A 23,488-nucleotide genomic window follows, 5' to 3' on the forward strand; every position below is an offset into this window, starting at 1 on the left:
ATCGCTGATAACATTGCAGTGGTAAACCCTAGTCAATAACAATAGCCGAATCGAGGGTATCTGTATGTCTGCCAGCAAAACGCATTTCCGCACCTGTAATTTATGTGAAGCCATGTGTGGTATCGCAATCAAGCTAGAAGACGGTGTAATCACCTCAATAAAAGGTGATGAAGATGATAGCTTTAGTCGTGGTCATATATGCCCCAAGGCCATTGCCCTTAAAGACTTATATGAAGACCCCGATCGCATCCGTCGTCCCTTGCATAAAGTAGACGGCGAGTGGCAGGAGCTGAGCTGGGAGGATGCGCTGGACAAGGTTGCCGCGCGTATTGCCAGTCTACAGGCCGAGCACGGTCACGATGCGCTTGGCGTATATCTTGGGAACCCCAATGTTCATAACACAGGCTCGCTGCTAATGAGCGGCGGCGTGTTGCGGGCCTTAAAAACCAAGAATAAATTTTCGGCTACCTCGGTAGATCAGTTGCCGCATCATATCGTGTCGTGGAAATTATTTGGTCACCAGCTGCGGATTCCAGTGCCCGATATAGATAATACCGATCACTTCTTAATGTTTGGTGCCAATCCACTGGCCTCTAATGGCAGTATTATGAGTGTGGCTGATGTTAAGCAGCGTCTGAAAGATGTACGCAAACGTGGCAAATTGGTGGTGGTTGATCCTCGCCGAACGGCGACGGCAGAGCTGGCCGATGCCCATCATTTTGTGCGGCCTGGCAGCGATGTGCTGGTGCTGCTCGCCATGCTCAACGTGTTGTTTAGCGATAATTTAGTGGAGCCGGGCACCATCGCAGAGCATCTTGACCAAGATCCCGCTGATCTCGCGTCGATATTTGCTGATTATAGTCCTGAGCAAGTCGCGCCGTTGACTGGTATGTCTGCCGAGGTGATTCGCGGTATGGTACAGGATTTTTGCGCTGCTTCGCAGCCGGTCATGTACGGGCGTTTAGGCGTGTCGGTTCAGGAGTTTGGCACCTTAACTCAGTACCTGATAATGCTCTTTAATATATTAACAGGGCGGCTAAATAGTGTTGGTGGGCTGATGTTTACCACGCCCGCGGTAGATATTTTGGCCCAGAGCGGTCGTGGCAATATGGGTCGCTACCACAGTCGCGTGCGAGGGCTGCCTGAGTTTAATGGTGAGCTGCCAGTGGCGACCCTGGCCGAAGAAATTACCACACCCGGCGCCGGCCAAATAAAGGGTATGGTACTAATCGCCGGCAATCCGGTGTTGTCGACGCCCAATGGCGAACAGTTGGATAGGGCGTTTGCCAAATTGGATCTACTGGTGGCAGTTGATTTTTATATTAATGAAAGCAGCCGTCACGCCGATTTTATTTTACCGCCGGTTAGCCCCTTAGAGCGCGAACATTACGATGTGATTTTTAATGTACTGGCGGTACGCAATAACGCCCGTTACGCCGAAGCACTATTTCCTCGGCCCAAAGATGGCCGCCACGACTGGGAAATATTGCTGGATCTGCAGGACCGGCTTCAGCCCCCGCACAGCCTCAAAGACAAGCTGGCTCGTAAAGCAGTTAGGCGTATGGGGCCGTCTGGTTTACTGGCCATATTGTTGCGCAAGGGCCCCTACGGTGGTGGCCGCAACCCCTTCGCGGGGATGAACTTGAGCAAGCTTAAAAAATCTCCCCATGGTATCGATTTAGGTGCATTAAAACCCGCGCCAGCAGGGGGTACCTATCATCGTGATGGCAAGATTCATTTGGAAACGGAATTTTTCTTAAAGGACTTAACGCGGGTAAAAACCCGATTTTTTAACCGCGAAGCGGGCATCGATAAATTTTTGTTGATTGGTCGTCGCGATGTGCGCAGCAATAATTCTTGGTTGCACAATAGCCACCGCCTCGTTAAAGGCAAGGATCGCTGTACGGTTTTGATCAACCCTGACGATGCGATGCACCTAAAGGTGGAAGATGGGCAGCAACTTCGGGTTAGCTCGCGGGTAGGCAGTATTGAACTTGCTGCAGTGATCAGCGACGAAATGATGCCTGGTGTTATTAGTATCCCACACGGCTGGGGGCATAATCGCAGCGGTACTCAATGGCTTGAGGCCGAGGCTCACGCTGGCGTGAGTGTGAATGATTTAACCGATGAAATGCATATTGATGAGCTGTCGGGCAATGCGGTTTTGAATGGGGTGCCGGTAACGTTGCAGGGCTTGGGGCGATCCTGAGCTTGGCTAAACGCTTGACGGAAGACGCTTTTATTCGCTTAGCTCACTAAGCCGCTTAAGAGCATTCTTTTGCGTCTCCCGTTTTCTTTCAAGCGTGGCTCGCGACACCAGACTTCCGGCATCAAGCCTTTTTCGTTGGCCGTTTACTGCGAATATACAGCGCCTCTACCTTTTGCCGCGCCCATGGGGTGCGGCGTAAAAATTTCAGGCTAGACGCTACGCTGGGCTCGTCGGTAAAGCATTTAATTTTAATGCGCCGCCCCAGCTCCTCCCAACCAAATTGCTGTTCAAGCTGAATGATTATCATCTCTAGGGTCATGCCGTGCATTGGGTCTTTTGAACCCGGTTTTGGCGCTGGCGGTGATGTGGTGCCTTTGGCTGGCTTAGTCATTGTTGTTGAGGTCAGCGCCTGGCGTAGTTTCAAGGTCATCGCTTGCAGTTTCTTCAGCACGGATTTCTGCTCGTTTAACACGGATTTTAAAGCCGCCGATAATTTTTCCATTGATGTTTTGCATGGCGATTTTTGCTTCGCCGGCCTTGGGCATGTTTACAAAGCCAAAACCCTTGGACAGGTTTGCGTCTTCATCTCTGACTAGTTGCAGTGATTGCACTGCGCCGTAAGCTTCAAAGAGGTCGAGTAGCTCGGCTTCGGTGGTGGTGCGGTTGAGGTTGCGAATCAGTAATTTCATGGTGTGGCCGTTTTAATGATATGCGCGAAGTATAGCGTTTATGGGCTTTAACTGCGCGTTAAAGCCCGCTGTAAACTGTGAAAATGGACTAATTCACAGGTTTTTTAACTTCTCTTCCATATCAGCGATGTCGCGCAGGCGCTGTTTGATGCGACCCTGCTGGATTTTATTGTTTGCTGTTAATTCGTAGGCGTAACGCAACTGCATTTTGGCTCGCTCAAATTGGGCCTGTAAAATAAAGTATTCGGCGCGGGCGATGTGCACACCAAGAATGTTGCCGGCAAGTCCCCGCACTTCGGCCAATTGATACCAGAGATTAGGGTCTTCAGGCCGCTCCCGCGATTGGCGGCTCAGCACTTGATCGGCGTCTTCAAAGCGATTGGCGCGCTGGAGAGCGTCGCTGAGCTTAATGGTGTAGGGGTTGTTATTAGGAGACAGCACCAATTGATTCTGCAGCAGTTCAATTGCGTCGTTGTAGCGTTTTTGGCCTAGTAGTACATCGGCTTTGGCCAATTGGTAGGCAATACGGCCGCTGTCGTCTTTGAGCAGTGGTGCTAATTGTTCGTCGGCCTCTGCCCAGCGATTTAATTCAAGTAGGGCAATCACCGCGCCGTAGCGGCGGGCTTCGCCGTTAATGCCGGTGTCGTTCTGCCAAGTTTTGAGTAAGTCTTCGGGTTTGTTGCTGTGTTGCAGGGCGGCGCGCATCCGCATTAGCTGGAAGTTAAGGTTGTCGGTGTACACCTTGCGGGGATACTGGCGGGCGCGGTTGGCGCTGTCACTGATCCGATTGTCGGTAAGCGGGTGGGTCAGCAAGAACTCCGGTGGCTTTGCGCGGGCGTAGCGCATATTGGCATTCATGTTAACGAACATGGACGGAATACCATTGGGGTCCATATTCGCCCGTGACAGGGTTTCCATGCCGAGTCGGTCCGCTTCTTGCTCGTGTTGGCGACTGAAGCGCAGCTGGCTGTCTAATGCGGCCGCTTGGGTGGCAGTAATGGCGGCAATGCCAGCGTCGGCACCGGCGGTGGCGGCCAAAACTACCCCGGCAAGTAAGCCTGCGAGGGTTGGTATGGTGCTTTGCTTGGCGTTATCTAATGAGCGGCTAAAGTGGCGCTGGCTAAGGTGGGCAATTTCGTGGGCCAGCACGCCGGCGAGTTGCGCCTCGTTGTCGGTATACAGAAAAATGCCGTTGTGCACGCCAACTACGCCGCCGGGTACGGCAAAGGCGTTAATGCTGGCATTGTCGACAATTACCGTTTCAAGACGGCGGTCCTTGAGCTCGCTATTGGAGGCGAGGCGATAGAGTAGGCCTTCGAGATAGTCTTGCATTAGCGGATCATTAACTGTTTTTACGCTATTACGGAACATTTTTAGCCACATCCTGCCCAAGTCGTGTTCCTGCTGAACCGAATAGCGTGAGGCGGTGACATCGCCAAGATCAGGAAGATTGTCGCTGGGTGAATTGTCGGCAAAGACGAGGCTAGCGAAGACAAAAAGACTGATGCCGAAAGTACGTTTGAACACAGATAATCCTTACCCAGCTGCATAGGAATGACATGATATGGCCCTTGATAATACAAGAGCACTGGCAGTATGACCGCATTATCACCTAAAAGTGCTAGCTTGGGCCATGATGCTGCGCAGGCTATACTAGCGACAATCTCTTATTGCATATTGAAATTATGACGCATATTGATATCTATTTAGACGCTTGCGGCTTAGATTGTCCGCTGCCATTGTTAAAAGCGAAACAAGCTTTAAATCGTATGGAAACTGGGCAAGTGCTGGAAGTGCTGGCAACGGATGTTGGCTCTTGGCGCGACTTTGAAGTGTTTGCCCAGCAAAGTGGTAATACATTGTTGCTCAGCGAAGAGCTGGATGCGCACTACCGTTATTTGTTGAAAAAGAAGTAGAACCCCACCCTCGTACCATTTTGTAAGGACCGCTTCATGCTGGGTATTGTTCGTTCGTGGTTTGATCGATTGTTTGCAGAGGAAGAAACAGTCGTTCTACTGTTACTCATCGTAGCGGTGTTGGTGTTGATGCTCACCCTAGGCAATGTGCTGGTGCCGATCGTAGCCAGCATTGTTCTAGCGTTTATGATGCAGGGTATTATTGCGCGCTTAAGTCGCGTGGGCGCCCCGCAATGGCTGTCTATCACAGTGGCCTACGCAATCTTTGTAAGTGTGTTTTTCGGGGTTTTGGTGGTGCTATTGCCACTGGTTTGGCAGCAGCTGATTAATTTGTTTCAAGAGTTGCCAACCATGTTGCGTAAGCTCCAGCATTTATTGCTGGTCTTGCCCGAACGCTCGGAGTTTGTCACCGAGCAGCAGATTCGTGAGTGGATGGCCATTGCCAGTAAAGAGCTCGGCTCCGCTGGTCAATACTTGCTAAGTTTCTCATTGGCTCAGTTGCCCAATGTTGTCGGCTTGTTGCTGAATATCGTGTTGATTCCGATTTTGGTGTTTTTCTTTTTAAAGGACAAAGTTGCTATTTTAGGCTGGCTGTCGAGCTTTCTTCCCAATCGCCGGCCCTTGTTGAGTGCTGTATGGTCAGAGATGAATGTGCAGGTCGCGAATTACGTGCGCGGTAAGGCCGTTGAGATTGTTATTGTGGGCGTAGTGTCTTACATCAGCTTTGAAGTCATTGGTTTGAATTATCCGGCGTTATTAGCTTTGCTGGTGGGTTTGTCGGTGGTCATCCCCTATATTGGCGCGGCGGTAGTCACCTTGCCGGTCTTGTTGGTGGGCTATATTCAATGGGGTTGGGGTGGGGAGTTTTTTACCCTGTTCATGGTTTACAGTGTGATCCAAGGCTTGGACGGTAATGTGCTGGTGCCGCTGTTGTTTTCTGAGGCGGTGAATATGCACCCAGTCGCCATTATTGTATCGGTACTGGTATTTGGTGGCATTTGGGGTATCTGGGGGGTGTTTTTTGCGATCCCGCTAGCAACGTTGGTGAAGGCCATTTTATACGCGTGGCCGCGGCCTTCGCGCGCAGCGCCACAGAACCTTGAGTCACCGGCAGCGTAATAGCTGTAGATGGTGTGCTTATTTGTTTTTTTATAAGGAAGCTTTGTGAGATATTTGAAATCGGCGTTTTTGCTTGTCCTCGTATTTCAGTTTTCAGCCTGTACATGGTTAGACAGCGCAAAGGAGCCGGTAGTCGTTGCCAAGCCGCTCAGCGATCAGCGCGAGTATCGTTACACGGAATTGCCGAACGGTCTCAAAGTTTTATTAATATCCGATGCTGGCGCAGATAAGGCGGCGGCCTCACTTGATGTAAATGTGGGCAGTCGCCAAGATCCTGAAAATTATCAGGGGCTGGCCCATTTCCTTGAACACATGCTGTTTCTGGGGACCGAAAAATACCCAGAGGCCGGCGCGTATCAAGCGTTCATTACCGCTCATGGTGGTAGCCATAACGCCTTTACCAGCTTTGAAGACACCAATTACTTTTTTGATATTAGCGCAGACTCACTTGAGCCCGCTCTGGATCAATTCGCCCAGTTTTTCGTGGGCCCGCTGTTTAACGCCGAGTATGTCGGGCGCGAAGTAAAGGCGGTTAATTCTGAGTATCGCGCGCGCATCAAAGACGATCGTCGTCGTGAGTTAGCGGTATTTAAGTCGCAGGTCAATCCGGCGCATCCCTTTGCAAAATTTTCGGTAGGCAATTTGCAAACCTTGCACAGCAGTGATGAGCAGGCTTTGCGTGAGCAGTTGTTGGCCTTCTATCAGAAAAATTACTCTGCCAATATCATGAGCTTGACGGTGATAGGTCGAGAGTCTCTCGATGCGCTAGAAGCGATGGTGTTGCCAAAATTTGCTGGTGTGAAAAATCAGCAGCGCGAGCTGACATCTATTGCCGAACCGCTGTTTAAATCTGAAGATTTACCCCGCTGGATAAATATTGAGCCGGTACAAAATCGCCGTGCACTGTCGGTTAATTTTCCGGTGGCCGATGCACAGCCTCACTGGCGTAGTAAGCCGCTTAATTATATTGGCAATATCCTAGGTCACGAGGGGGAGGGCAGTTTGCTGTCGCTCTTAAAAGCCAAGGGCTGGGCAGATAGTTTAAGTGCCGGTGAGAGTTTGAGCTACCAAGGCGGCGCGATGTTTGGCATTGAAGTGGCGCTAACGGAGGCCGGTTTAAAGCATACAGATGAAATTGTGGCGCTGATTTATCAGAGTATTGCCCAGCTGCGCGACGGCGGTGTTGAACGGTGGCGCTTTGCCGAACAGGCTGGGCTGGCAATTCAAGGTTTTATGTTCCGCGCCCAACCAGCGCCGATAAATGATGTAGTGCAATTGTCTATGGCTCTGCAGAAATACCCTGCGGCGGAAGTGATGCGCGCGCCATTTCTAATGGATGATTATCAGCCTAAATTGCTAACCGAATTTTTGGCGGCGATGCGACCAGAAAACAGTTTTATCACCTTGGTCGCGCCAGGCTTAGAAACCAATATTGAGGTTCCTCGCTATCAAGTGGCTTATAGCAAGCGGCCAGTCACTGCGGCCGAGTTAGCGGCGCTGCGTCCTGGGGTGTCGGGGCAATTAAGCCTGCCGGCAAAAAATAAATTTGTAGCCTCGGACTTTAGTTTAAAGGCGGGTGAGGGTGACGGAAAACCGGTGCAGATAGCCGATGCGTCGCTTGAGTTGTGGTTAAATACCGATGATGTCTTTGAATTGCCTAAGGGGCGTTTGTATTTGTTGTTGTCTTCTGCGCAGGCCAGTGGCGATGTGGCGGCTTTAGCGAAGACCGAAATGTGGCTGCGCATGGTGAAGGACGAACTCAATGAGCTCACGTACCCCGCCCAGCTGGCTGGTTTGGATTTTGATATCGGTGTGGATTGGCGTGGTATAGAAATCAGTATTGGCGGCTTTAACCAGAAACAAGGCGAGTTGCTAGAGCAAATTTTAGCGGCCCTGAAACAGCCGGTATGGCAAGAGAGCCGTTTTGCACGTTTAAAGGCGCAGCGTTTGCGGCAGTTTGAAAACGCCGCTAGACAATCGCCTTATCGGCAGTTAATCGGTGAATTGCCGCGGCTGTTAAATCGGCAAACCCCGAGTTTGACTGCTCACGAAGCGGCAACCCGCAATTTGACGATGCCAGTGGTAGCGGCCCATGTTAGTGAAGTGTTGAAATCGCTGCAGCTTCGAATGTTGCTCGATGGCAATTTCGATCGCCAAGAAGCCTTAGGTCTTGCGGCGGTGGCAAATAAGGTTTTACCCCAAAGTCAGGGCGGTCAAGTGCCGCTGCAGCATATTAGTCATTTGCCGGCTGGGGTTTCTCTGCGTGAATTGCCTGCCGAGCACGATGACAGTGCCGCGCTATTGTATTTGCAAAGCGCGCAAACCGGTAAGCAGGCGCGAGTTGCGATGGGTTTAACGGCGCAAATTCTCAGTGCAGATTTTTATCACCAGCTTCGTACTCGGAAACAGCTAGGTTATGTGGTGAGCGCCAGTGTTTATCCCCAGCGCGAAGTGGGTGGTTTGATATTTCTGGTGCAATCTTCGGTTGTGGATTCAGCTACTTTGCAAAAGGAGATAAACAGTTACCTGAAAGACTGGCTGCAAGGGGGCATTGATGAAGCCACTTTTGAACAGCATAAAGCTGGGCTTATTAAACGCCTGGGTGAGCAGCCTGAAAATCTCTGGGAGTCAGCGGGGCGCCATTGGCAGGACTTGCTAGAGAATTATTCGGGTTTTGACAGCCGAGACTTGCTGGTTGCTGCATTGACGGACTTAAGCTATACCGATTGGTTGGCGGCAGTGAAACGCGATTTGGCTGCAGACAGCCAGCGCGGGCTGCTAATTTATGCTGCGGGGAAATGGCCTGCTGCACGTCCGCAGGGCGAAGTAATTGATAGCGGTGATCAGTTTAAGGCGAAGTTGCCGGCCTATTCCTTTAAATAGGCCGTGCGAGCAAAGCGATGTATTATCAAACTTGGGTATGTCATTGTTTTTGATGGTTTCGTCATAAAATATTCATATAATAAATGGTAGTATTTTGTTGATTTATGGCTGTGAAGCTGCAAAAATCTCTTGCCCTTGAGTTACTGAAAACCAGTAACTCAAGAGTAAATAAAACCTATTATTCGGGTATTCGCTGACTCAAAAGGTCGGTGCTTAGCCCAGCCGGACCAGGTGATAACCGTCACTAACAGGCAGGATTCAAACATCGAGAGCTGATCGCTCTGCGTTGCGCCTTTGTAAACGGAACACTCTCAAGCTTAATGCTTGCTGGTCTGGACAGCCCACTGTTACTGCTAAGGACTGTGTATGTACCAAGACCAAGATTTGCGCGAAGACTTAGATCCCCAAGAAACCCAAGAGTGGCTCGAAGCCCTAGACGGTGTATTAAAAAACGGCGGTCGTGCCCGAACCGCATTTTTAATGAAACGCTTGGCCAAGCATGCAGCCCGTGCCGGCACCCAATTGCCCTCGGCGATCACCACCTCCTTTCGTAATACCATAGAGCCCAATGATGAACGTCGAATGCCTGGTGACTTATTTATGGAGCGTAAAATTCGCTCTATGATTCGCTGGAATGCATTGGCAATGGTGATGCGCGCCAACGATAACAACGAAGGTTTGGGTGGTCATATCTCCAGCTTCTCGTCGTCGGCGACCCTCTACGATGTGGGCTTTAACTACTTTTTCCGCGGTGGTGAAAAGGCCGATCTAATCTACTATCAGGGCCACAGTTCGCCCGGAATGTACGCGCGCTCTTATCTTGAAGGTCGCATTGATGAAACGCAGCTCGATAACTTCCGTCGCGAAGTCGACGGCGGCGGACTGTCGTCTTACCCACACCCTTGGTTGATGCCAGATTACTGGCAGTTCCCTACGGTGAGCATGGGTCTAGGCCCTATTCAAGCAATTTACCAAGCCCACGTAATGAAGTATCAGCACAGTCGCGGTCTGGTTGATCACGGCGATCGCAAAGTGTGGTGCTTTATGGGTGACGGTGAGAGTGACGAGCCGGAATCCTTGGGTTCAATTGCCTTGGCAGGCCGTGAAGGTCTCGACAACCTCGTGTTTGTGGTGAATTGTAATTTGCAGCGCCTCGACGGTCCTGTGCGGGGCAATGGCAAAATTATTCAAGAGTTAGAAGGCGTATTCCGCGGTGCAGGGTGGAATGTGGTTAAGGTTATATGGGGCCGCCACTGGGATAAATTGCTGGAAAAAGATAAGACTGGTTTACTGCGTCGGCGCATGAACGAGGTGGTTGACGGCGAGCTGCAAAACTATAAGGCCAATGGCGGGGCGTATACCCGTGAGCATTTCTTTGGCAAATACCCAGAGTTGCTTGAGTTAGTTAAAGATTTGTCTGACGACGATATTATGTATCTCAATCGCGGTGGTCACGATCCCTATAAAGTTTATGCGGCCTACGCTAAAGCGATGGAAACTAAAGGGCGCCCGACCGTGGTATTGGCGATGACCGTGAAAGGTTATGGCTTGGGTGAGGGCGGCGAAGCCCAGAACGAGGCCCACTCGGTCAAAAAGCTCGATTTAGAAGAGCTGAAGAAATTTCGAGATCGCTTTGGGGTGCCAATCAGTGATGAGGATTTGAAGTCGGTTCCCTATTACCGCCCCGCCGAAGATAGCCCTGAGATGGTCTATATGCGCAAGCGTCGGGAAAAACTTGGGGGCTTCTTACCCGCACGTCAGGCTGATTTTGAAGCCTTGAAAATTCCAGAGCTAGATAGCTTTAGTGCTCAGCTTAAAGCCACCGGTAAGCGTGAGATTTCCTCGACTATGGCGTTTGTGCGAATGCTGTCGAGCTTAGTGAAAGACAAAGAGATTGGTTCGCGCATTGTGCCTATCGTGCCCGACGAAGCGCGCACCTTTGGTATGGAAGGTATGTTCCGCCAGCTAGGAATTTACTCCTCTCAGGGCCAGCGTTATACCCCTCATGATTCTGACCAGATCATGTACTACAAAGAAGACAAGCAAGGTCAGATTTTGGAAGAGGGTATTACCGAAGCTGGAGCCTTCTCGGCATGGTTGGCGGCGGCGACGTCGTATAGCAATCATCACTACCCGATGATTCCGTTCTATATTTTCTACTCTATGTTCGGCTTTCAGCGAATTATGGATTTGGCCTGGGCGGCGGGTGACTCCCAAGCGCGGGGCTTCTTGCTGGGCGCAACCGCTGGACGCACTACCTTGAATGGCGAAGGTCTGCAGCATCAAGATGGCCACAGTCATTTAATGGCGAATATGATACCCAACTGTGTGTCGTATGACCCGACCTACTCCCACGAACTGGCGGTGATTATTCAAGACGGTATGCGCCGCATGTATCAAGACAAGGAAAACGTCTTTTACTATGTAACGGTGATGAATGAGAATTACGCTCATCCAGATATGCCAGAAGGCAGCGCCGATGGCATTATTAAAGGTCTGTATTGCCTTGCGCCAAGTGCTGTTAAAAAGCCAAAGCTAAAAGTTCAGCTGATGGGCAGCGGTACCATTTTGCGTGAAGTTGAAGCTGCCGCAGCGATGCTTAAGGCCGACTATAAGGTCGAAGCCGATGTATGGAGTGCGACCAGTATTAATTTACTGCGCCGCGACGGTTTGGATTGCGAACGCTGGAATATGCTCCACCCAGAAAGTGATGCTCGGGTGCCCTATGTTACTGAGCAGCTGCGCGGCCAGCAGGGACCGGTTATTTGCGCCACCGACTATATTAAATCTTATGGCGAGCAATTGCGGCCTTATATTGAATCGCGCTATGTGGTTTTGGGTACCGACGGTTATGGCCGTTCAGATACCCGCGCCAAACTGCGCGCCCATTTTGAGGTGGATCGTAATTATATTGTGGTGGCTGCCCTTAAAGCTTTGGCAGACGATGGTTTAATTGCATTAAGTGTCGTCAGTAAGGCTATTAAAGCCTTCGGTATTGACACTGAAAAAGCAAACCCACTGTATCGCTAATTAATAGAGAAGGATTTTTTTGTGGCTAAAGAAACGGTAAAAATTCCTGACCTCGGTGGCGGCAGTGTTGATGTTATTGAGGTGTGTGTGGCGGTCGGTGATGTGGTCGCCAAAGAAGACTCGCTCGTGGTTTTAGAATCAGATAAAGCGTCAATGGAGATTCCGTCACCCATGGCGGGTAAGGTTTTAAGCATTAGCCTTAAAGAGGGCGGGACCGTCGAAGCTGGTGACGTCATTCTTGAGCTAGAGGTTGAGACTAAGGCTGAAGCGAAAGAAGAGGCGACTCCCGCTGCGTCAGCCGCGCCGGAAAAAACAGCGCCGGTAGCAGAGCCGGCTCAGCCAGCTAAGCAGGAAAAAGGCTCGGCACGGGAAATGATTAAAGTGCCAGATGTGGGCAGCAGTGATGGCATTGATGTCATCGAAGTGTGTGTTGCGGTTGGTGACGTGATTAGTGAAGGCGACTCACTGGTGGTGTTGGAGTCTGATAAGGCTTCTATGGAAGTGCCGTCGCCGTTTAGCGGCAAGATCACTAAAATTGTAATGAAAGTCGGTGACAGCGCTAAGTTGGGTGCAGAAATCGCTGAAATTGAGCGGGAAGTTGCGGCGGCCGATGTGAGCGAAGCCAAGGCCGTTGTGGCGGAAGCACCGGCAAAAGAAGCGGCCCAGCCTGCGCCAGTATCCGCAGCGCCCGCTGCGAAGCCCGAACCTACAGTAACCAGTCATGCTGATGTGTACGCAGGCCCTGCGGTGCGGAAATTGGCAAGGGAGTTCGGCTTAGAACTTGAACAAATGGTGGGAACTGGCCCTAAAGCTCGAATCCTCAAAGAGGATGTGCAGCAATTTGTTAAGGACTTGGCCAAGGGTAAAGGCGCCGGTGCTACGATAGGTGGCGCTGGGCTACCGTCGATCCCCGATGTTGATTTCAGCCAATTTGGTGAAATTGACATTCAAGCGCGAACTAAATTGCATAAGCTCACTGCTGCCAATATGCATCGCAGCTGGATGAATTTACCTCATGTCACGCAGTTCGATGAAGTGGATATTGGTGAGCTAGAAGATTTCCGCTCTGGCCTAAAGCGCGAGGCGGAACAGCGGGGTGTTAAATTAACGCCGCTGCCGTTCTTGCTAAAGGCGGCTGCAGTCGCATTACGCGAGCATCCTAAGTTTAATGCCTCACTCAGTGCCGACGGGGAAAATATGGTGTACAAAAAGTACATTCATATTGGTATTGCCGTTGATACGCCGGCAGGATTGATGGTGCCGGTCATCCGTGATGTGGACAAAAAATCGCTTTGGGAGCTTGCGGCAGAAACTGCTGAGCTGGCGAAAAAGGCCAAGGAGCGCAAATTGAAACCGGCGGATATGCAAGGTGGCTGCTTTACAATCTCTAGCCTTGGCAGTATTGGTGGTACAGGTTTTACACCTATTATCAATGCACCTGAAGTGGCAATTATGGGCGTCTCTAAGCTGGCGATAAAGCCGGTGTGGAATGGCAGTGAGTTTGAACCGCGCAAGATGCTACCAGTGTCTTTGTCCTATGATCACCGCGCACTTAATGGCGTTGATGCAGGACAGTTTTTCACCTTTATGGGTGAGCTACTTGCTGATATTCGAAGACTGTTGCTGTGAGGCAGGGATAATACTTTTGCTTATTTCTGGCAAAGTTCTAAAAACCTTCTTCACTTACGGTGACGGAGGTTTTTTTTGGCTAAATAGTTTGTTTGATATGTTTGGCGTTAGAGTAGGCGATGAGGTCTAGGTGTAGTGATGAATCTAAATGAGCCTCCCTATTGTTGTGCGACTTGGCTTAGCTATTGCTAGTCACTATGTAAGTAAATGGGGCAAGTCTATGACTTATCATGTTTTTTGCTCCTTGGTGTGGCCTTGCACGACCGGGGAGTGCACCGTTATGGCGCCCACCCAGTTAGGCCATGTGTTTACAATGCTTTGGATACGATGCAAATGAGAGATAAGAAACACGAAGAATCTGACGGAATAGATTGGGATCGTTATCCATCCGGTGATTTTTTTGACGAAATGATTACCGACAAGGGCAAAGCTCGGCTTGCAAGTCGGAAAATAGTTAAGCTCCTTGGCGCGCTCAGCCGCGAAGAGTTGGAAAGTCGGCGGGTAGCGGCCGAGCGCACTGTTCGCGATATGGGTGTCAGTTTTACCGTGTATTCCGATGGTGAAAATATCGATCGGACCTGGCCCTTCGATTTAATTCCTCGTGTTATTAGCGAAAAAGAGTGGGAGCACACCGCCAACGGCCTTAAACAGCGGGTTAAAGCCTTAAATATGTTTATTAACGATGTGTACCACAATCAGCAAATTTTTAAAGATGGCGTATTGCCCGCTTACTTGATTAAAGACTCTAAAAACTTTCGGCCAGAGTGTGTGGGGATCAATCCACCTAAAGGGGTTTGGGCGCATATCTGTGGTTGCGACCTTGTGCGCGATTCAGACGGAAAATTTTATGTATTAGAAGATAATCTGCGGGTACCTTCTGGCGTGGCTTATATGCTGGAAAACCGCGAGGTCAGTAAACGCGTGTTGCCGGAGTTTTTTGAGACTAACGATATTCTGCCAGTCGACGATTATTCAACTAAACTCTTTAATATGTTGGCTTCGGTGTCACCGCGCCGTGTGCGCCAGCCCGAGATTGTGATTCTTACGCCGGGTATCTACAACTCCGCTTATTTTGAGCACGCCTATTTGGCCCAGCAGCTTGGTGTAGAGCTTGTTGAGGGTAGTGATTTATTCGTAGACGACGATGATTGTGTGTACATGAAATCGATTTCTGGTCTAGAGCGGGTCGACGTTATTTACCGTCGCATAGATGATTTGTTCTTAGATCCAGAAACGTTTTTACCCGATTCTATTTTGGGTGTGCCTGGCTTAATGCGCGCGTGGCGGGCGGGCAACGTGGCGCTGGTTAATGCACCAGGGGCTGGGGTGGCCGACGACAAAGTGGTCTACGCCTATGTACCGAAAATGATTGAGTATTATTTGGGCGAGGAGGCGATATTGCCCAATGTGGAAACTTATCTTTGCGACGACCCCGAACAATTGAAATATGTGCTGGCCAATATAGAAAAATTAGTGGTTAAGCCCGCCAATGAATCGGGTGGCTACGGCATGATGGTGGGGCCTCACGCCACTAAAAAGGATCATGAGGAGTTTCGGAAATTGGTAGTAGAGAACCCCCGTAACTACATTGCTCAGCCGACGTTAAAATTGTCGACGGCGCCGGTACTCACCGCTCCCGGCGAAGCTGAGCCGCGCCATCTTGATTTGCGGCCCTTTGTGCTACAGGGCAAAGACCTTGCTGTGACCACGGGCGGGCTTACTCGAGTGGCGCTAGTTAAAGGCTCTTTGGTAGTGAACTCCTCACAGGGTGGTGGCAGTAAAGATACTTGGATCGTGGCTGAGGGGAGGGCTAAATCATGATGCTGTCGCGAGTTGCAGAGCGAGTGTACTGGTTCGGTCGCTATCTCGAGCGGGTTGAGAGTATGGCGCGCCTTATTCAGGTGTACACAAGTTTGCTTTTTGATCTGCCGCGAGACACCGGTATAAGCTGGCACAATTTGGTTATCGCCAGTGGCAGCCACGTCGAATACAACCGCCGCTTTACTGTGCAAGACGAGAAGCGTGTGGTGAAGTTTTTGTTGGAAGACCTTAGTAACCCAAGTTCGCTGGCGTCCTCGCTGCGCATGGTGCGCGAGAATATTCGCACCACCCGCGATATGCTGCCACCAGAGAGCTGGGAGTTAATTAATGAATTTCAAATTTATGTTAATGAACATATGGCACAGGGCCTGAGTCGGCGTTATCGTCACGAGTTTCTGGGTGAAATCGTTAAAACCTGCCAGCAGATTAACGGTCTGATTGCTGACACTATGCGCCGTGACGCCGCATGGCATTTTTTGAATATGGGGCGCAGCTTAGAACGGGCCGATATGACGATTCGTATTCTTGAGGCCGGCGCCAGTATGTCTAGCGATTTTATCGAGAGTGATACCAATCATGTGCTCGACGTGGTTTGGGGGAGCGTGTTGGGTACCCTAAATGCCACTATGCCATATCGGCGGACCATGAAAGTAGCCGTAAACGGCGATGATGCCGCGCGCTTTTTGCTAGAAGATGAGTTGTTTCCGCGCTCAGTTCGTTGTGGACTGCTCAGAATGCGGGATTCGGCGGACTTATTGCCCAGTAATGAGACGGTTATTAAAAGTTTGAAGGCGTTAACTGATACGGTAACCAAGGGCAGCGACTATACTGACGTATCAGAGGGTTTTCCTGCGTATCTGACAGAATTAGAAAAAAGCTCTATTATTATCCATTCAGCCATTCAAGATACATGGTTCCAGCCAGCTTAGCTTGGGTGTGAGTAAGCAATACCGCAGGGCCCAGTATTTGCTCGACTTGGGTACTTGCGGTAGTCTTCCGCCCTTGTGATTTACTGCTGGTGGCAAAGCACAGTTTATTTTGCGAATGGCGATGTCTTGTCAATTTTAAAATAAACTCGAAATAGCGCGGTAGCGGTGTTCCCAGCTCTTGGGAAATTCCTTTTATTGATCTTTGTATTTTGGCATCGCATCCATGTTAACTGACCGTTTTGTTTACACTCCCCAGCATGAGCAGTACGACGAGGTTGTCGATAAAGACGGCCAGACCCGTGAACACTGGCATTATCCCATGCGGGTAATGAATGCTATGGGTATGGAAGCGTTAATCGAGCGGCAGCGTACTGCCAAGCGAATTTTGCGCGACGACGGTGCTAGTTATAGCCCCGGAGGTCAGCTCAACGTCAACCACACGTGGAATCTCGATTTACTGCCACTCATATTGTCTAGCCAAGAGTGGGAGGGCATCGAGAATGCCTTGCGCGAGCGTGCCGAGTTGCTGAATTTAATTCTCAGTGATTTGTACGGCGAGCGCAGCCTGATTACCAGTAAAGTTATTCCGCCGGCGGTGTTGTTTAGCCATCCAGGATTTTTGCGAGCTTGTGACGGTATCCGGCTGCCAGGAGAGCATCAGCTAATTTTCCACGCCTCTGACCTTGTGCGCTCGGCGAGCGGTGAGTGGCTGGTGATCGGCGACCGTACCCAAGCGCCCTCAGGTACCGGATATGCGCTGGAAAACCGCACTGTACTGCGGCGAGTGATGCCGAGTTTATTCCGCGACGCCCACGTTCACCGTTTATCCAATTTCTTTTTGCAGTGGCGCCGTAAACTGGCGGAGCTGAGCCAAACAAAAGACGCGCCCTTGGTGGTTTATTTAACCCAAGGGGCGTTTAAAGAAAACTCCTTTGAAGACGCCTATTTGGCTAATTACCTCGGCTATCCCCTGGTTCAGGGGCGGGATTTAACGGTGCGCAAAGGCGCGCTGTGGCTGAAGTCACTCGACGGCTTGCGACGGGTTGATGTGGTGTTGCGCCGCATTGACGACAGCGTGGCTGATCCGGTGGTGTCGCGGCAGAGTTTTGGTCAGGGTATTCCGGGTTTAACCGAAGTAGCCAGAGCGGGAGGAGTGGTTATTGCCAATCCGCTGGGTAGCGGTATTTTAGAAAATCCCGTGTTAGCCAAATATATGCCCGCTATAGCCCGTCATTTCCTAGGCCGAGATTTGCGCTTGAACTCGGTGCCTACTTGGTGGTGCGGTGATGCCGCCGATTTAGAGTATGTTAAAGCGCATTTTGACGATTTATTGATTCGCCATACCTGTCGAGTACCAGGGCGGCACAGCGTGTTTGTTGCGGAACTAAATGCTGAAGAGCGCAAAACGTTGTATGCCCAAGTTCTGGCTAACCCAGTAGATTACGTCGCCCAGAGTGCGGTTCGGCCGTCGCAGACACCAGCCCTAGATGGCAAGGTTTTCAGTAGTCGACCTTTGGTCTTGCGCGGTTTTACTGTGGCCAGCGGCAGTTCTTATTCCGTAATGCCTGGTGGACTGACTCAAATTGGCAGTCATACCGATACTCAGCATATTGTGAGTCAGTACGGTGGTGGTAGTAAAGACACTTGGATTCTCGCTTCTGAGCCAGAGGTCGAAGACAGTGTTTTTGAACCCGAAAAATTGGCGCGGCAGGCCCAAGCATTGGATCGTAACTTTAGCCTGCCCAGCCGTGTTATCGACAATTTGTTTTGGTTTGGCCGCTACGCCGAGCGGGCAGAGTCGGGTTTGCGTTTAGTGCGAACTGCCTTTGAAGAGCTAAACAGTATTGAGCCCTTGTCGCCGGAGAGTCGACGGGTATTGCTGTGCTCGGTAACCCATGTTACCGGCACGTATCCGGGGTTTACTGGTAAAGCGGCCGACTTTGACGCGCCAGAGCACGAGCTGCTGGATATTGTTTCCAATCGCGGTCGGCCGGGAAGTATCGCCCACTGTTTGGAAGCAATTCTACATTCGGCGGATGGTGTTAAGGAGTTGCTGTCTAACGATATGCTGCGCCTAGTAAACGATATTCGCGATGGCATGGAGTTTTTGAACAAGAATTTAGAAAGCAGTTTGCAAGCGGCTCCCGATGAATTGTTGGATCCACTGATTACCAGCTTGCTGGCATTGTCAGGGCTTAGCCAAGAAAGCATGGTTAGGGGCCGAGCGTGGCGTTTTATGGAAATGGGGCGTCGTTTAGAGCGGGCGCAGAAGACCGTGGAGCTACTCAGCCGAACGTTGGTAAAAAATGTGCGGGATGCTCAGAACGTCTCACTGTTAAAACCCGTGCTGGCAAGTTTGGAATCACGTATTGTATACAAACGCTATTATCGCAGCGGCTACCGTCTAGATAAGGGGATGGAGCTGTTGTTATTCGACAGTGAGAATCCACGCTCGGTGATGTTTCAGCTAGAAAGTTTACGTAATCACTTGGACGAGGTGGTTGGCCCCAATAAGACCATTCAGCTAAGTGAAGATATGCGCTGTATTTTACGGGCGACCAATACTTTGCTAATGACGCGTTTAGATGAATTGTCGGTGCGCGAAGCAAGCACCGGTGAGCACGCAAATCTGGGTGGATTGCTCAAGCAGCTCGATGCGGATCTTAAGGCGGCATCGCAAGCCTTGGCTGACCGTTACTTCGATCATGCGGCAGGGCCGCAGCCCGTTGAAATGAGTGGTAGGGGAATGGAATGAAATACCGAGTCAGACATTCAACACGCTACGAATACGCCGATCAGGTGAATCAGGGCTATAACGTGGCTTATCTTATTCCGCGCGAGTGCAATGGTCAGCGCGTTAATTTCAGCGATATTCGCATCGTACCGACCCCTGCCAGTAAGATTAAACGGGTGGATTATTTTGGCAACGTGGTATGCCATTTTACCGTGGAAAAACCACATCGCAGTTTGGAGGTGATTGTTGATAGCGAAGTTGAAATCGCGCCCTCCGAACCGCGTTTGCTCAGTGGCGGCATTACCTGTGCAGAGGTTCGCTCGGTATTGCTTAATGGCATTAGCAGCGAGGATGTGAAGGCCTCTGAGTTTTGTTTTGATTCGCCAATGATCGCGGTTAGCAATGAGTTAAGCGACTTTGCAAGGGATTTGTTTAGCCCTGAACGACCTTTTCTCGAAGCGGTGAGTGCGCTGAATTCGAGGATTTTTAACGATTTTAAATACGACCCTAGTTTTTCAACTGTGGCTACGCCGCTGAAAGACGTCATGGCCAATCGTCGAGGGGTATGTCAGGATTTCGCCCATTTGGCGATTGGGGCGCTGCGCGGGCTTGGTTTTGCCGCCCGCTACGTTAGTGGTTATCTCGAAACTTTGCCGCCACCTGGACAGGTGAAATTGGCGGGCGCGGATGCCTCGCACGCATGGTTTTCGGTTTATATCCCCGGTGATGATTGGCAAGATTTTGACCCTACCAATGACGTAATGCCCGCCGATCAGCACATTACTACGGCTTGGGGGCGCGATTATTCAGATGTTACGCCCTTGAAAGGTGTCGTTTTTGGCGGTGGTAGTAAACAGGTGTTATCGGTTGCTGTAGATGTGTCGCGGGTCGAATCGCCTGAAGATCGGGCATTGTTCGCGGCAAACGCGGTCGATATGCGTGGTGGGAATCAACAGAACCAGCAAGCGCAAAGCCAGCAGGCTCAGACTCAGGCAATTCCAACACCGACCCAAGTTTTGCAAACTCAGGCTTTACAGACTCAAACCCAATCACAATTGCCGCCGCGCAACCTGCTTTAGGCTAATCGGCTATATCATTTTGAGCGCGGCGTTAGCTCGTCGTTATTCATCATTCTGGCTAGGCCTGCTATTGGCCTCGCGTTGGTTCGCCCTTAAACACCGTCTAAAGTTAAATCTTTAATACGAAGTGGTGGATAGTTTGTCATTGGCGGCTATTATTCTGAGTAAAGTGCTTGATGTAATCTAGTCTTGTTTGGCGCAGTGGTATGGGTCGCAGGCAACGTGTGGGCTTGGTGGGTGTAAGTGGGGTGGGCAATATGGCTATTCTCGAAAATAAAATAGCGGTAATTACTGGCGGTGGCCAGGGGGTTGGCGCTGGTATAGCGCTTGCTCTTGCTGCAGAGGGTGCTGTGGTTGCCATTTTGGGACGCAATTTAACAAAGTTAGAGGCGACCTGTGCGGAAATTCACCATCGCGGCGGTGAGGCGCAAGCCTTTGTATGCGATGTGATGGTAGCTGAGGATATCGACGCGGCGGTAATGGAGATTGTTGATGAATTTGGCGGCATCGATATTCTTGTTAATAACGCGCAAATCATCCCTCTTGGGCGCTTGTTAGAAGTCAGTGACGAGGAGTATCAAGAGGGAATGGATTCTGGCCCACTGGCGACTTTTCGCCTAATGAAAGCCTGCTACCCCTTTTTGAGAGGCGATGGTTGTATTGTTAATCTTGCCAGCTCTGCGGCCATGCGTCCCGACTCCGCCGGTTTTGGCGCCTATGCGGCAGCTAAAGAAGCAATTCGCGCCCTCAGTCGCGCCGCCGCCTGCGAATGGGGTGAAGACAATATACGGGTGAATTGTATTATGCCTTTGGCGATGTCGCCGGCGATGAATCGCTGGGTAGAGAGCGGTAGTGATGACGTTGAAGCGTTTCTTGGCACGGTTCCACTGGGGAGGGTGGGCGATTGTGAAGAGGATATTGGCCGCGTGGTGGTGTTTTTGTGTGGACCGGATGCCAGCTATATCACCGGTCATACCCTGCCGGTCGATGGTGGTCAGGCGTTGATACGTTAGACTGCGTAAGCCGTTCTCGGCTTATCGCCCCCTAAGGTTTGAGTCTGCTTAAAGTTGGCTATGCAGCGGCAGCTCGGTCGTATTTTTGATTTCTGTCACCGCAATATGGGAGTGTAGTTCGCGGATCATGCTCAGGCAAAGTAGTCGGTCGCGGACAAAGCTTTCGTAGTTACGAATGTCTTTAACGATAATTTTTAGCATATAGTCCCATATCCCAGTCATGGTATAGCACTCGACGACTTCGTCAAAATTACTCACCGCTTTCTCAAACTCAACGAGGTTTTGCCGCCCCGAGGTGGTTAGGTTTACAGTGGCGAAGACGACTAAATCCATTCCCAGTGCATGGCGGTCGAGTACAGCAACTTTCTTGCGAATTAGGCCATCTTGCTCAATGCGATTGATTCTTCGCCAGCAGGGTGATTGCGACATACCGACAATGTCGGCGACTTCGCTTGAGGTTTTACTCGCATCGGTTTGCAGTATGCTGAGAATCTTGATGTCTTGACGACTTAAATCACTGTTCATTGATACGCCTTTGCTTGGTGATACCTAGTATTTCTTATACCTATTTGACCTAAATATAGAGGATATTTATCCTTGATTCCGAGTTTATTGGGGTTTTTAGGCATCAGTTCAATATTGAAGGTATATGTTTATGTTGGTGCGGCCCTTGTTCGATTGGCTTGGCCGACAATGGGCCTTGGCGCTTAAGACATCGTATTCTTCGTTAAAACTCGGTAATCTTGCCTGCATATACCAGTTTTTAGTAAGTTGGCGTCAATTACTTAGAAACACCTATAGCCAGTGCCTTAATGATTGATTAGAGTGATATTACGATTTATTGATGCTTGCAACAGTATCGAGCCGAATAGGACCTAATGTGAAGAAACTGGAAGATAAGCTGCGCCACGCGACTAGCTACGAAGAGTGGAAAGCGCTGGCAAAAGAGCATGATCGCTGTTCCGGTCGAGAGCACTGGAAAAAAGTCGACAAGACCAGTCTTTATGACTATGCCTCCATTCGCTCCCGTCTCGAACGTTTGCGGTATTTTCGTGAAAATGACGACAATATTGGCTTACTGTTCTCTCTAAACGAGGGTATTCACGGCAATATGGGTGGCATGGGTAAGCCTGTATTGTATGCTCGAGCTAAATTTGGCACTAAGCAGTTAGTGCATGACTATGTGGACGCGATTAACGATTCCTTGGATCACCTCGCCCAGCTTGATTCCGATCACCCAAACTTTCTAGAGCGCTTAGACTTCTTTCGCCGAGCTAATAAATGTTACGGTAAATCTGCTTTAATGCTCAGTGGCGGTGCGGTGCTGGGCAATTTTCATGTTGGTGTTGTTAAAGCGATGGTTGAGCAAGATCTGCTCCCAGATGTGATTTCAGGTTCCAGCGCCGGCTCCCTGATTGCTGCGGTATTGGGCACCCGTACCGACGACGAGTTAAAACATTTTCTTGATGCTGATAATTTGCGCAAAGTTTTATTGGCAGAGGTCGAGCTGGTCAATGGCCGGCTGACCGAGTCGTCGCCGCGGATTAACCACCAGCTCTTAAAAGAGAAAATTGCCAAATTAGTTCCCGATGTTACATTTCAAGAAGCATTTGAAATGACGGGGCGGCATATCAATATTTCCATCTCGCCATCTGACGTGCATCAAACATCGCGCTTACTCAATGCGATTGCATCGCCGAATGTTTATATTCGCAAAGCTGTATTGGCATCTTGTGCAGTACCTGGTATCTACCCCCCCGTTATGCTCGAGGCTAAGAATGTACATGGTCACCCGCAGCCCTATTTGGCCACCCGGCGCTGGATAGACGGCTCTGTGAGTGATGATCTGCCCGCCAAGCGTTTGGCGCGTTTGTATGGGGTGAATCATTTTATTGTAAGTCAAACAAATCCGATTGTGCTGTGGGCGCTTCACGACTCAAAGAGTGAGAATAGCGGCCTATTAACGTCGCTGCGCCAGCTCGGTGGTCGTACAATTAAAGAAGTGTCTAAGGTTGGCAGCAGTGTCGCGCGAAAGTATTTTAAAAATTCACCTCGTGTGCGGCGAATGAGCAATATTATCTATTCGGTAATTAATCAGGAGTACACTGGCGATATCAATATTATTCCACGCTACCGCTTTTTTGATCCGCGCAAACTGCTTACCGAGTTGACGCCCAAAGAATTGCAATTTTATATTCTTGAGGGGGAGCGGGCGACTTGGCCTAAGCTTGAGATGATTCGTGCTAGCACCAAGATAAGTCGTAAGCTTGCGCAGATATTGGAGCTTTATGAGGAGGAGGAATTTAGTCGTTTGTCGAATAGTAAGGCTAAGTTCAAGGGGAAGTCTCATCATCTTGGCGCGGAGCTTACGCGGCATAATGTTAGCGCGTAGTGCGATATTATTTTTTTGAAAAAAGCCTGCAACTGCAGGCTTTTT

General features: G+C 50.2%; 16 protein-coding genes. 12 read left to right on the top strand and 4 right to left on the bottom strand.

Annotated elements, in window-relative coordinates; all coding sequences use genetic code 11:
* Positions 1-64: 64 nt before the first annotated feature.
* Positions 65-2,209 (top strand): molybdopterin oxidoreductase family protein, encoded by a 2,145-nt coding sequence (locus AB4876_RS01450; RefSeq protein WP_368379874.1) that lies wholly within the window; start codon positions 65-67, stop codon positions 2,207-2,209.
* A 121-nt stretch (positions 2,210-2,330) separates the two neighbouring features.
* On the opposite strand, the gene AB4876_RS01455 is transcribed toward AB4876_RS01450, so the two are convergent.
* From AB4876_RS01455 to AB4876_RS01465, 3 genes are all read right to left on the bottom strand, one after another.
* The gene (locus AB4876_RS01455; protein ID WP_368379875.1) at positions 2,331-2,639 is read right to left on the bottom strand and encodes a VF530 family protein; all 309 of its coding nucleotides are present in this window, start codon (positions 2,637-2,639) and stop codon (positions 2,331-2,333) included.
* Positions 2,593-2,898: an RNA recognition motif domain-containing protein gene (locus AB4876_RS01460; protein ID WP_368379876.1), complete on the bottom strand. Its 306-nt coding sequence runs from the start codon at positions 2,896-2,898 to the stop codon at positions 2,593-2,595. Before AB4876_RS01460 ends, AB4876_RS01455 begins: the two co-directional genes overlap by 47 nt.
* Positions 2,899-2,991: 93 nt before the next feature.
* Positions 2,992-4,425: a M48 family metalloprotease gene (locus AB4876_RS01465; RefSeq protein WP_368379877.1), complete on the bottom strand. Its 1,434-nt coding sequence runs from the start codon at positions 4,423-4,425 to the stop codon at positions 2,992-2,994.
* Between the two features lie 158 nt (positions 4,426-4,583).
* Here AB4876_RS01465 and AB4876_RS01470 point away from each other — a divergent pair, with 158 nt between their 5' ends.
* From AB4876_RS01470 to AB4876_RS01515, 10 genes are all read left to right on the top strand, one after another.
* Positions 4,584-4,814, top strand: a complete 231-nt coding sequence (locus AB4876_RS01470; RefSeq protein ID WP_368379878.1) for a sulfurtransferase TusA family protein — start codon at positions 4,584-4,586, stop codon at positions 4,812-4,814.
* A gap of 36 nt (positions 4,815-4,850) precedes the next feature.
* Positions 4,851-5,933, top strand: a complete 1,083-nt coding sequence (locus AB4876_RS01475; protein ID WP_368379879.1) for an AI-2E family transporter — start codon at positions 4,851-4,853, stop codon at positions 5,931-5,933.
* 45 nt (positions 5,934-5,978) lie between these two features.
* Positions 5,979-8,816, top strand: a complete 2,838-nt coding sequence (locus AB4876_RS01480; protein ID WP_368379880.1) for an insulinase family protein — start codon at positions 5,979-5,981, stop codon at positions 8,814-8,816.
* Between the two features lie 384 nt (positions 8,817-9,200).
* Positions 9,201-11,846 (top strand): pyruvate dehydrogenase (acetyl-transferring), homodimeric type, encoded by a 2,646-nt coding sequence (gene aceE / locus AB4876_RS01485; RefSeq protein WP_368380111.1) that lies wholly within the window; start codon positions 9,201-9,203, stop codon positions 11,844-11,846.
* 21 nt (positions 11,847-11,867) lie between these two features.
* A complete protein-coding gene (gene aceF, locus AB4876_RS01490; protein ID WP_368379881.1) occupies positions 11,868-13,475 on the top strand; it encodes a dihydrolipoyllysine-residue acetyltransferase in 1,608 nt (535 codons plus the stop codon).
* 333 nt (positions 13,476-13,808) lie between these two features.
* Positions 13,809-15,296 carry a circularly permuted type 2 ATP-grasp protein gene (locus AB4876_RS01495; RefSeq protein ID WP_368379882.1) on the top strand — a complete coding sequence of 496 codons (1,488 nt, stop codon included), beginning with the start codon at positions 13,809-13,811 and terminating at the stop codon, positions 15,294-15,296.
* Positions 15,293-16,225, top strand: coding sequence for an alpha-E domain-containing protein (locus AB4876_RS01500; RefSeq protein WP_368379883.1), 933 nt, complete (start codon positions 15,293-15,295; stop codon positions 16,223-16,225). The genes AB4876_RS01495 and AB4876_RS01500 overlap by 4 nt, the downstream gene beginning before the upstream one ends.
* A 223-nt stretch (positions 16,226-16,448) precedes the next feature.
* Complete coding sequence (locus tag AB4876_RS01505) at positions 16,449-18,980, top strand: circularly permuted type 2 ATP-grasp protein (protein WP_368379884.1); 2,532 nt, start codon at positions 16,449-16,451, stop codon at positions 18,978-18,980.
* Positions 18,977-20,038 (top strand): transglutaminase family protein, encoded by a 1,062-nt coding sequence (locus AB4876_RS01510; protein ID WP_368379885.1) that lies wholly within the window; start codon positions 18,977-18,979, stop codon positions 20,036-20,038. The genes AB4876_RS01505 and AB4876_RS01510 overlap by 4 nt, the downstream gene beginning before the upstream one ends.
* A 206-nt stretch (positions 20,039-20,244) precedes the next feature.
* Positions 20,245-21,051 carry an SDR family NAD(P)-dependent oxidoreductase gene (locus tag AB4876_RS01515; RefSeq protein WP_368379886.1) on the top strand — a complete coding sequence of 269 codons (807 nt, stop codon included), beginning with the start codon at positions 20,245-20,247 and terminating at the stop codon, positions 21,049-21,051.
* Positions 21,052-21,099: 48 nt separating this feature from the next.
* Here AB4876_RS01515 and AB4876_RS01520 read toward each other — a convergent pair whose 3' ends face one another.
* Entirely contained in the window at positions 21,100-21,576 is a 477-nt protein-coding gene (locus tag AB4876_RS01520; protein WP_368379887.1) for an Lrp/AsnC family transcriptional regulator, read from the bottom strand.
* Positions 21,577-21,931: 355 nt separating this feature from the next.
* On the opposite strand from AB4876_RS01520, the gene AB4876_RS01525 reads away from it, so the two are divergent.
* The gene (locus AB4876_RS01525) at positions 21,932-23,443 is read left to right on the top strand and encodes a DUF3336 domain-containing protein (protein ID WP_368379888.1); all 1,512 of its coding nucleotides are present in this window, start codon (positions 21,932-21,934) and stop codon (positions 23,441-23,443) included.
* Positions 23,444-23,488: the final 45 nt, after the last annotated feature.

It is taken from the genome of Zhongshania guokunii, from assembly GCF_040892635.1.
Lineage (GTDB): Bacteria > Pseudomonadota > Gammaproteobacteria > Pseudomonadales > Spongiibacteraceae > Spongiibacter > Spongiibacter guokunii.

Excerpts from the sequence above, each read along its gene's own strand:
- AB4876_RS01450 (WP_368379874.1), top strand. The coding sequence starts at position 65 with ATGTCTGCCAGCAAAACGCATTTCCGCACCTGTAATTTATGTGAAGCC.
- AB4876_RS01515 (WP_368379886.1), top strand. The coding sequence starts at position 20,245 with ATGGGTCGCAGGCAACGTGTGGGCTTGGTGGGTGTAAGTGGGGTGGGC.
- AB4876_RS01475 (WP_368379879.1), top strand. The coding sequence starts at position 4,851 with ATGCTGGGTATTGTTCGTTCGTGGTTTGATCGATTGTTTGCAGAGGAA.
- AB4876_RS01460 (WP_368379876.1), bottom strand. The coding sequence starts at position 2,898 with ATGAAATTACTGATTCGCAACCTCAACCGCACCACCACCGAAGCCGAG.
- AB4876_RS01500 (WP_368379883.1), top strand. The coding sequence starts at position 15,293 with ATGATGCTGTCGCGAGTTGCAGAGCGAGTGTACTGGTTCGGTCGCTAT.
- AB4876_RS01505 (WP_368379884.1), top strand. The coding sequence starts at position 16,449 with ATGTTAACTGACCGTTTTGTTTACACTCCCCAGCATGAGCAGTACGAC.
- AB4876_RS01520 (WP_368379887.1), bottom strand. The coding sequence starts at position 21,576 with ATGAACAGTGATTTAAGTCGTCAAGACATCAAGATTCTCAGCATACTG.
- AB4876_RS01510 (WP_368379885.1), top strand. The coding sequence starts at position 18,977 with ATGAAATACCGAGTCAGACATTCAACACGCTACGAATACGCCGATCAG.
- AB4876_RS01455 (WP_368379875.1), bottom strand. The coding sequence starts at position 2,639 with ATGACCTTGAAACTACGCCAGGCGCTGACCTCAACAACAATGACTAAG.
- AB4876_RS01470 (WP_368379878.1), top strand. The coding sequence starts at position 4,584 with ATGACGCATATTGATATCTATTTAGACGCTTGCGGCTTAGATTGTCCG.
- AB4876_RS01495 (WP_368379882.1), top strand. The coding sequence starts at position 13,809 with ATGAGAGATAAGAAACACGAAGAATCTGACGGAATAGATTGGGATCGT.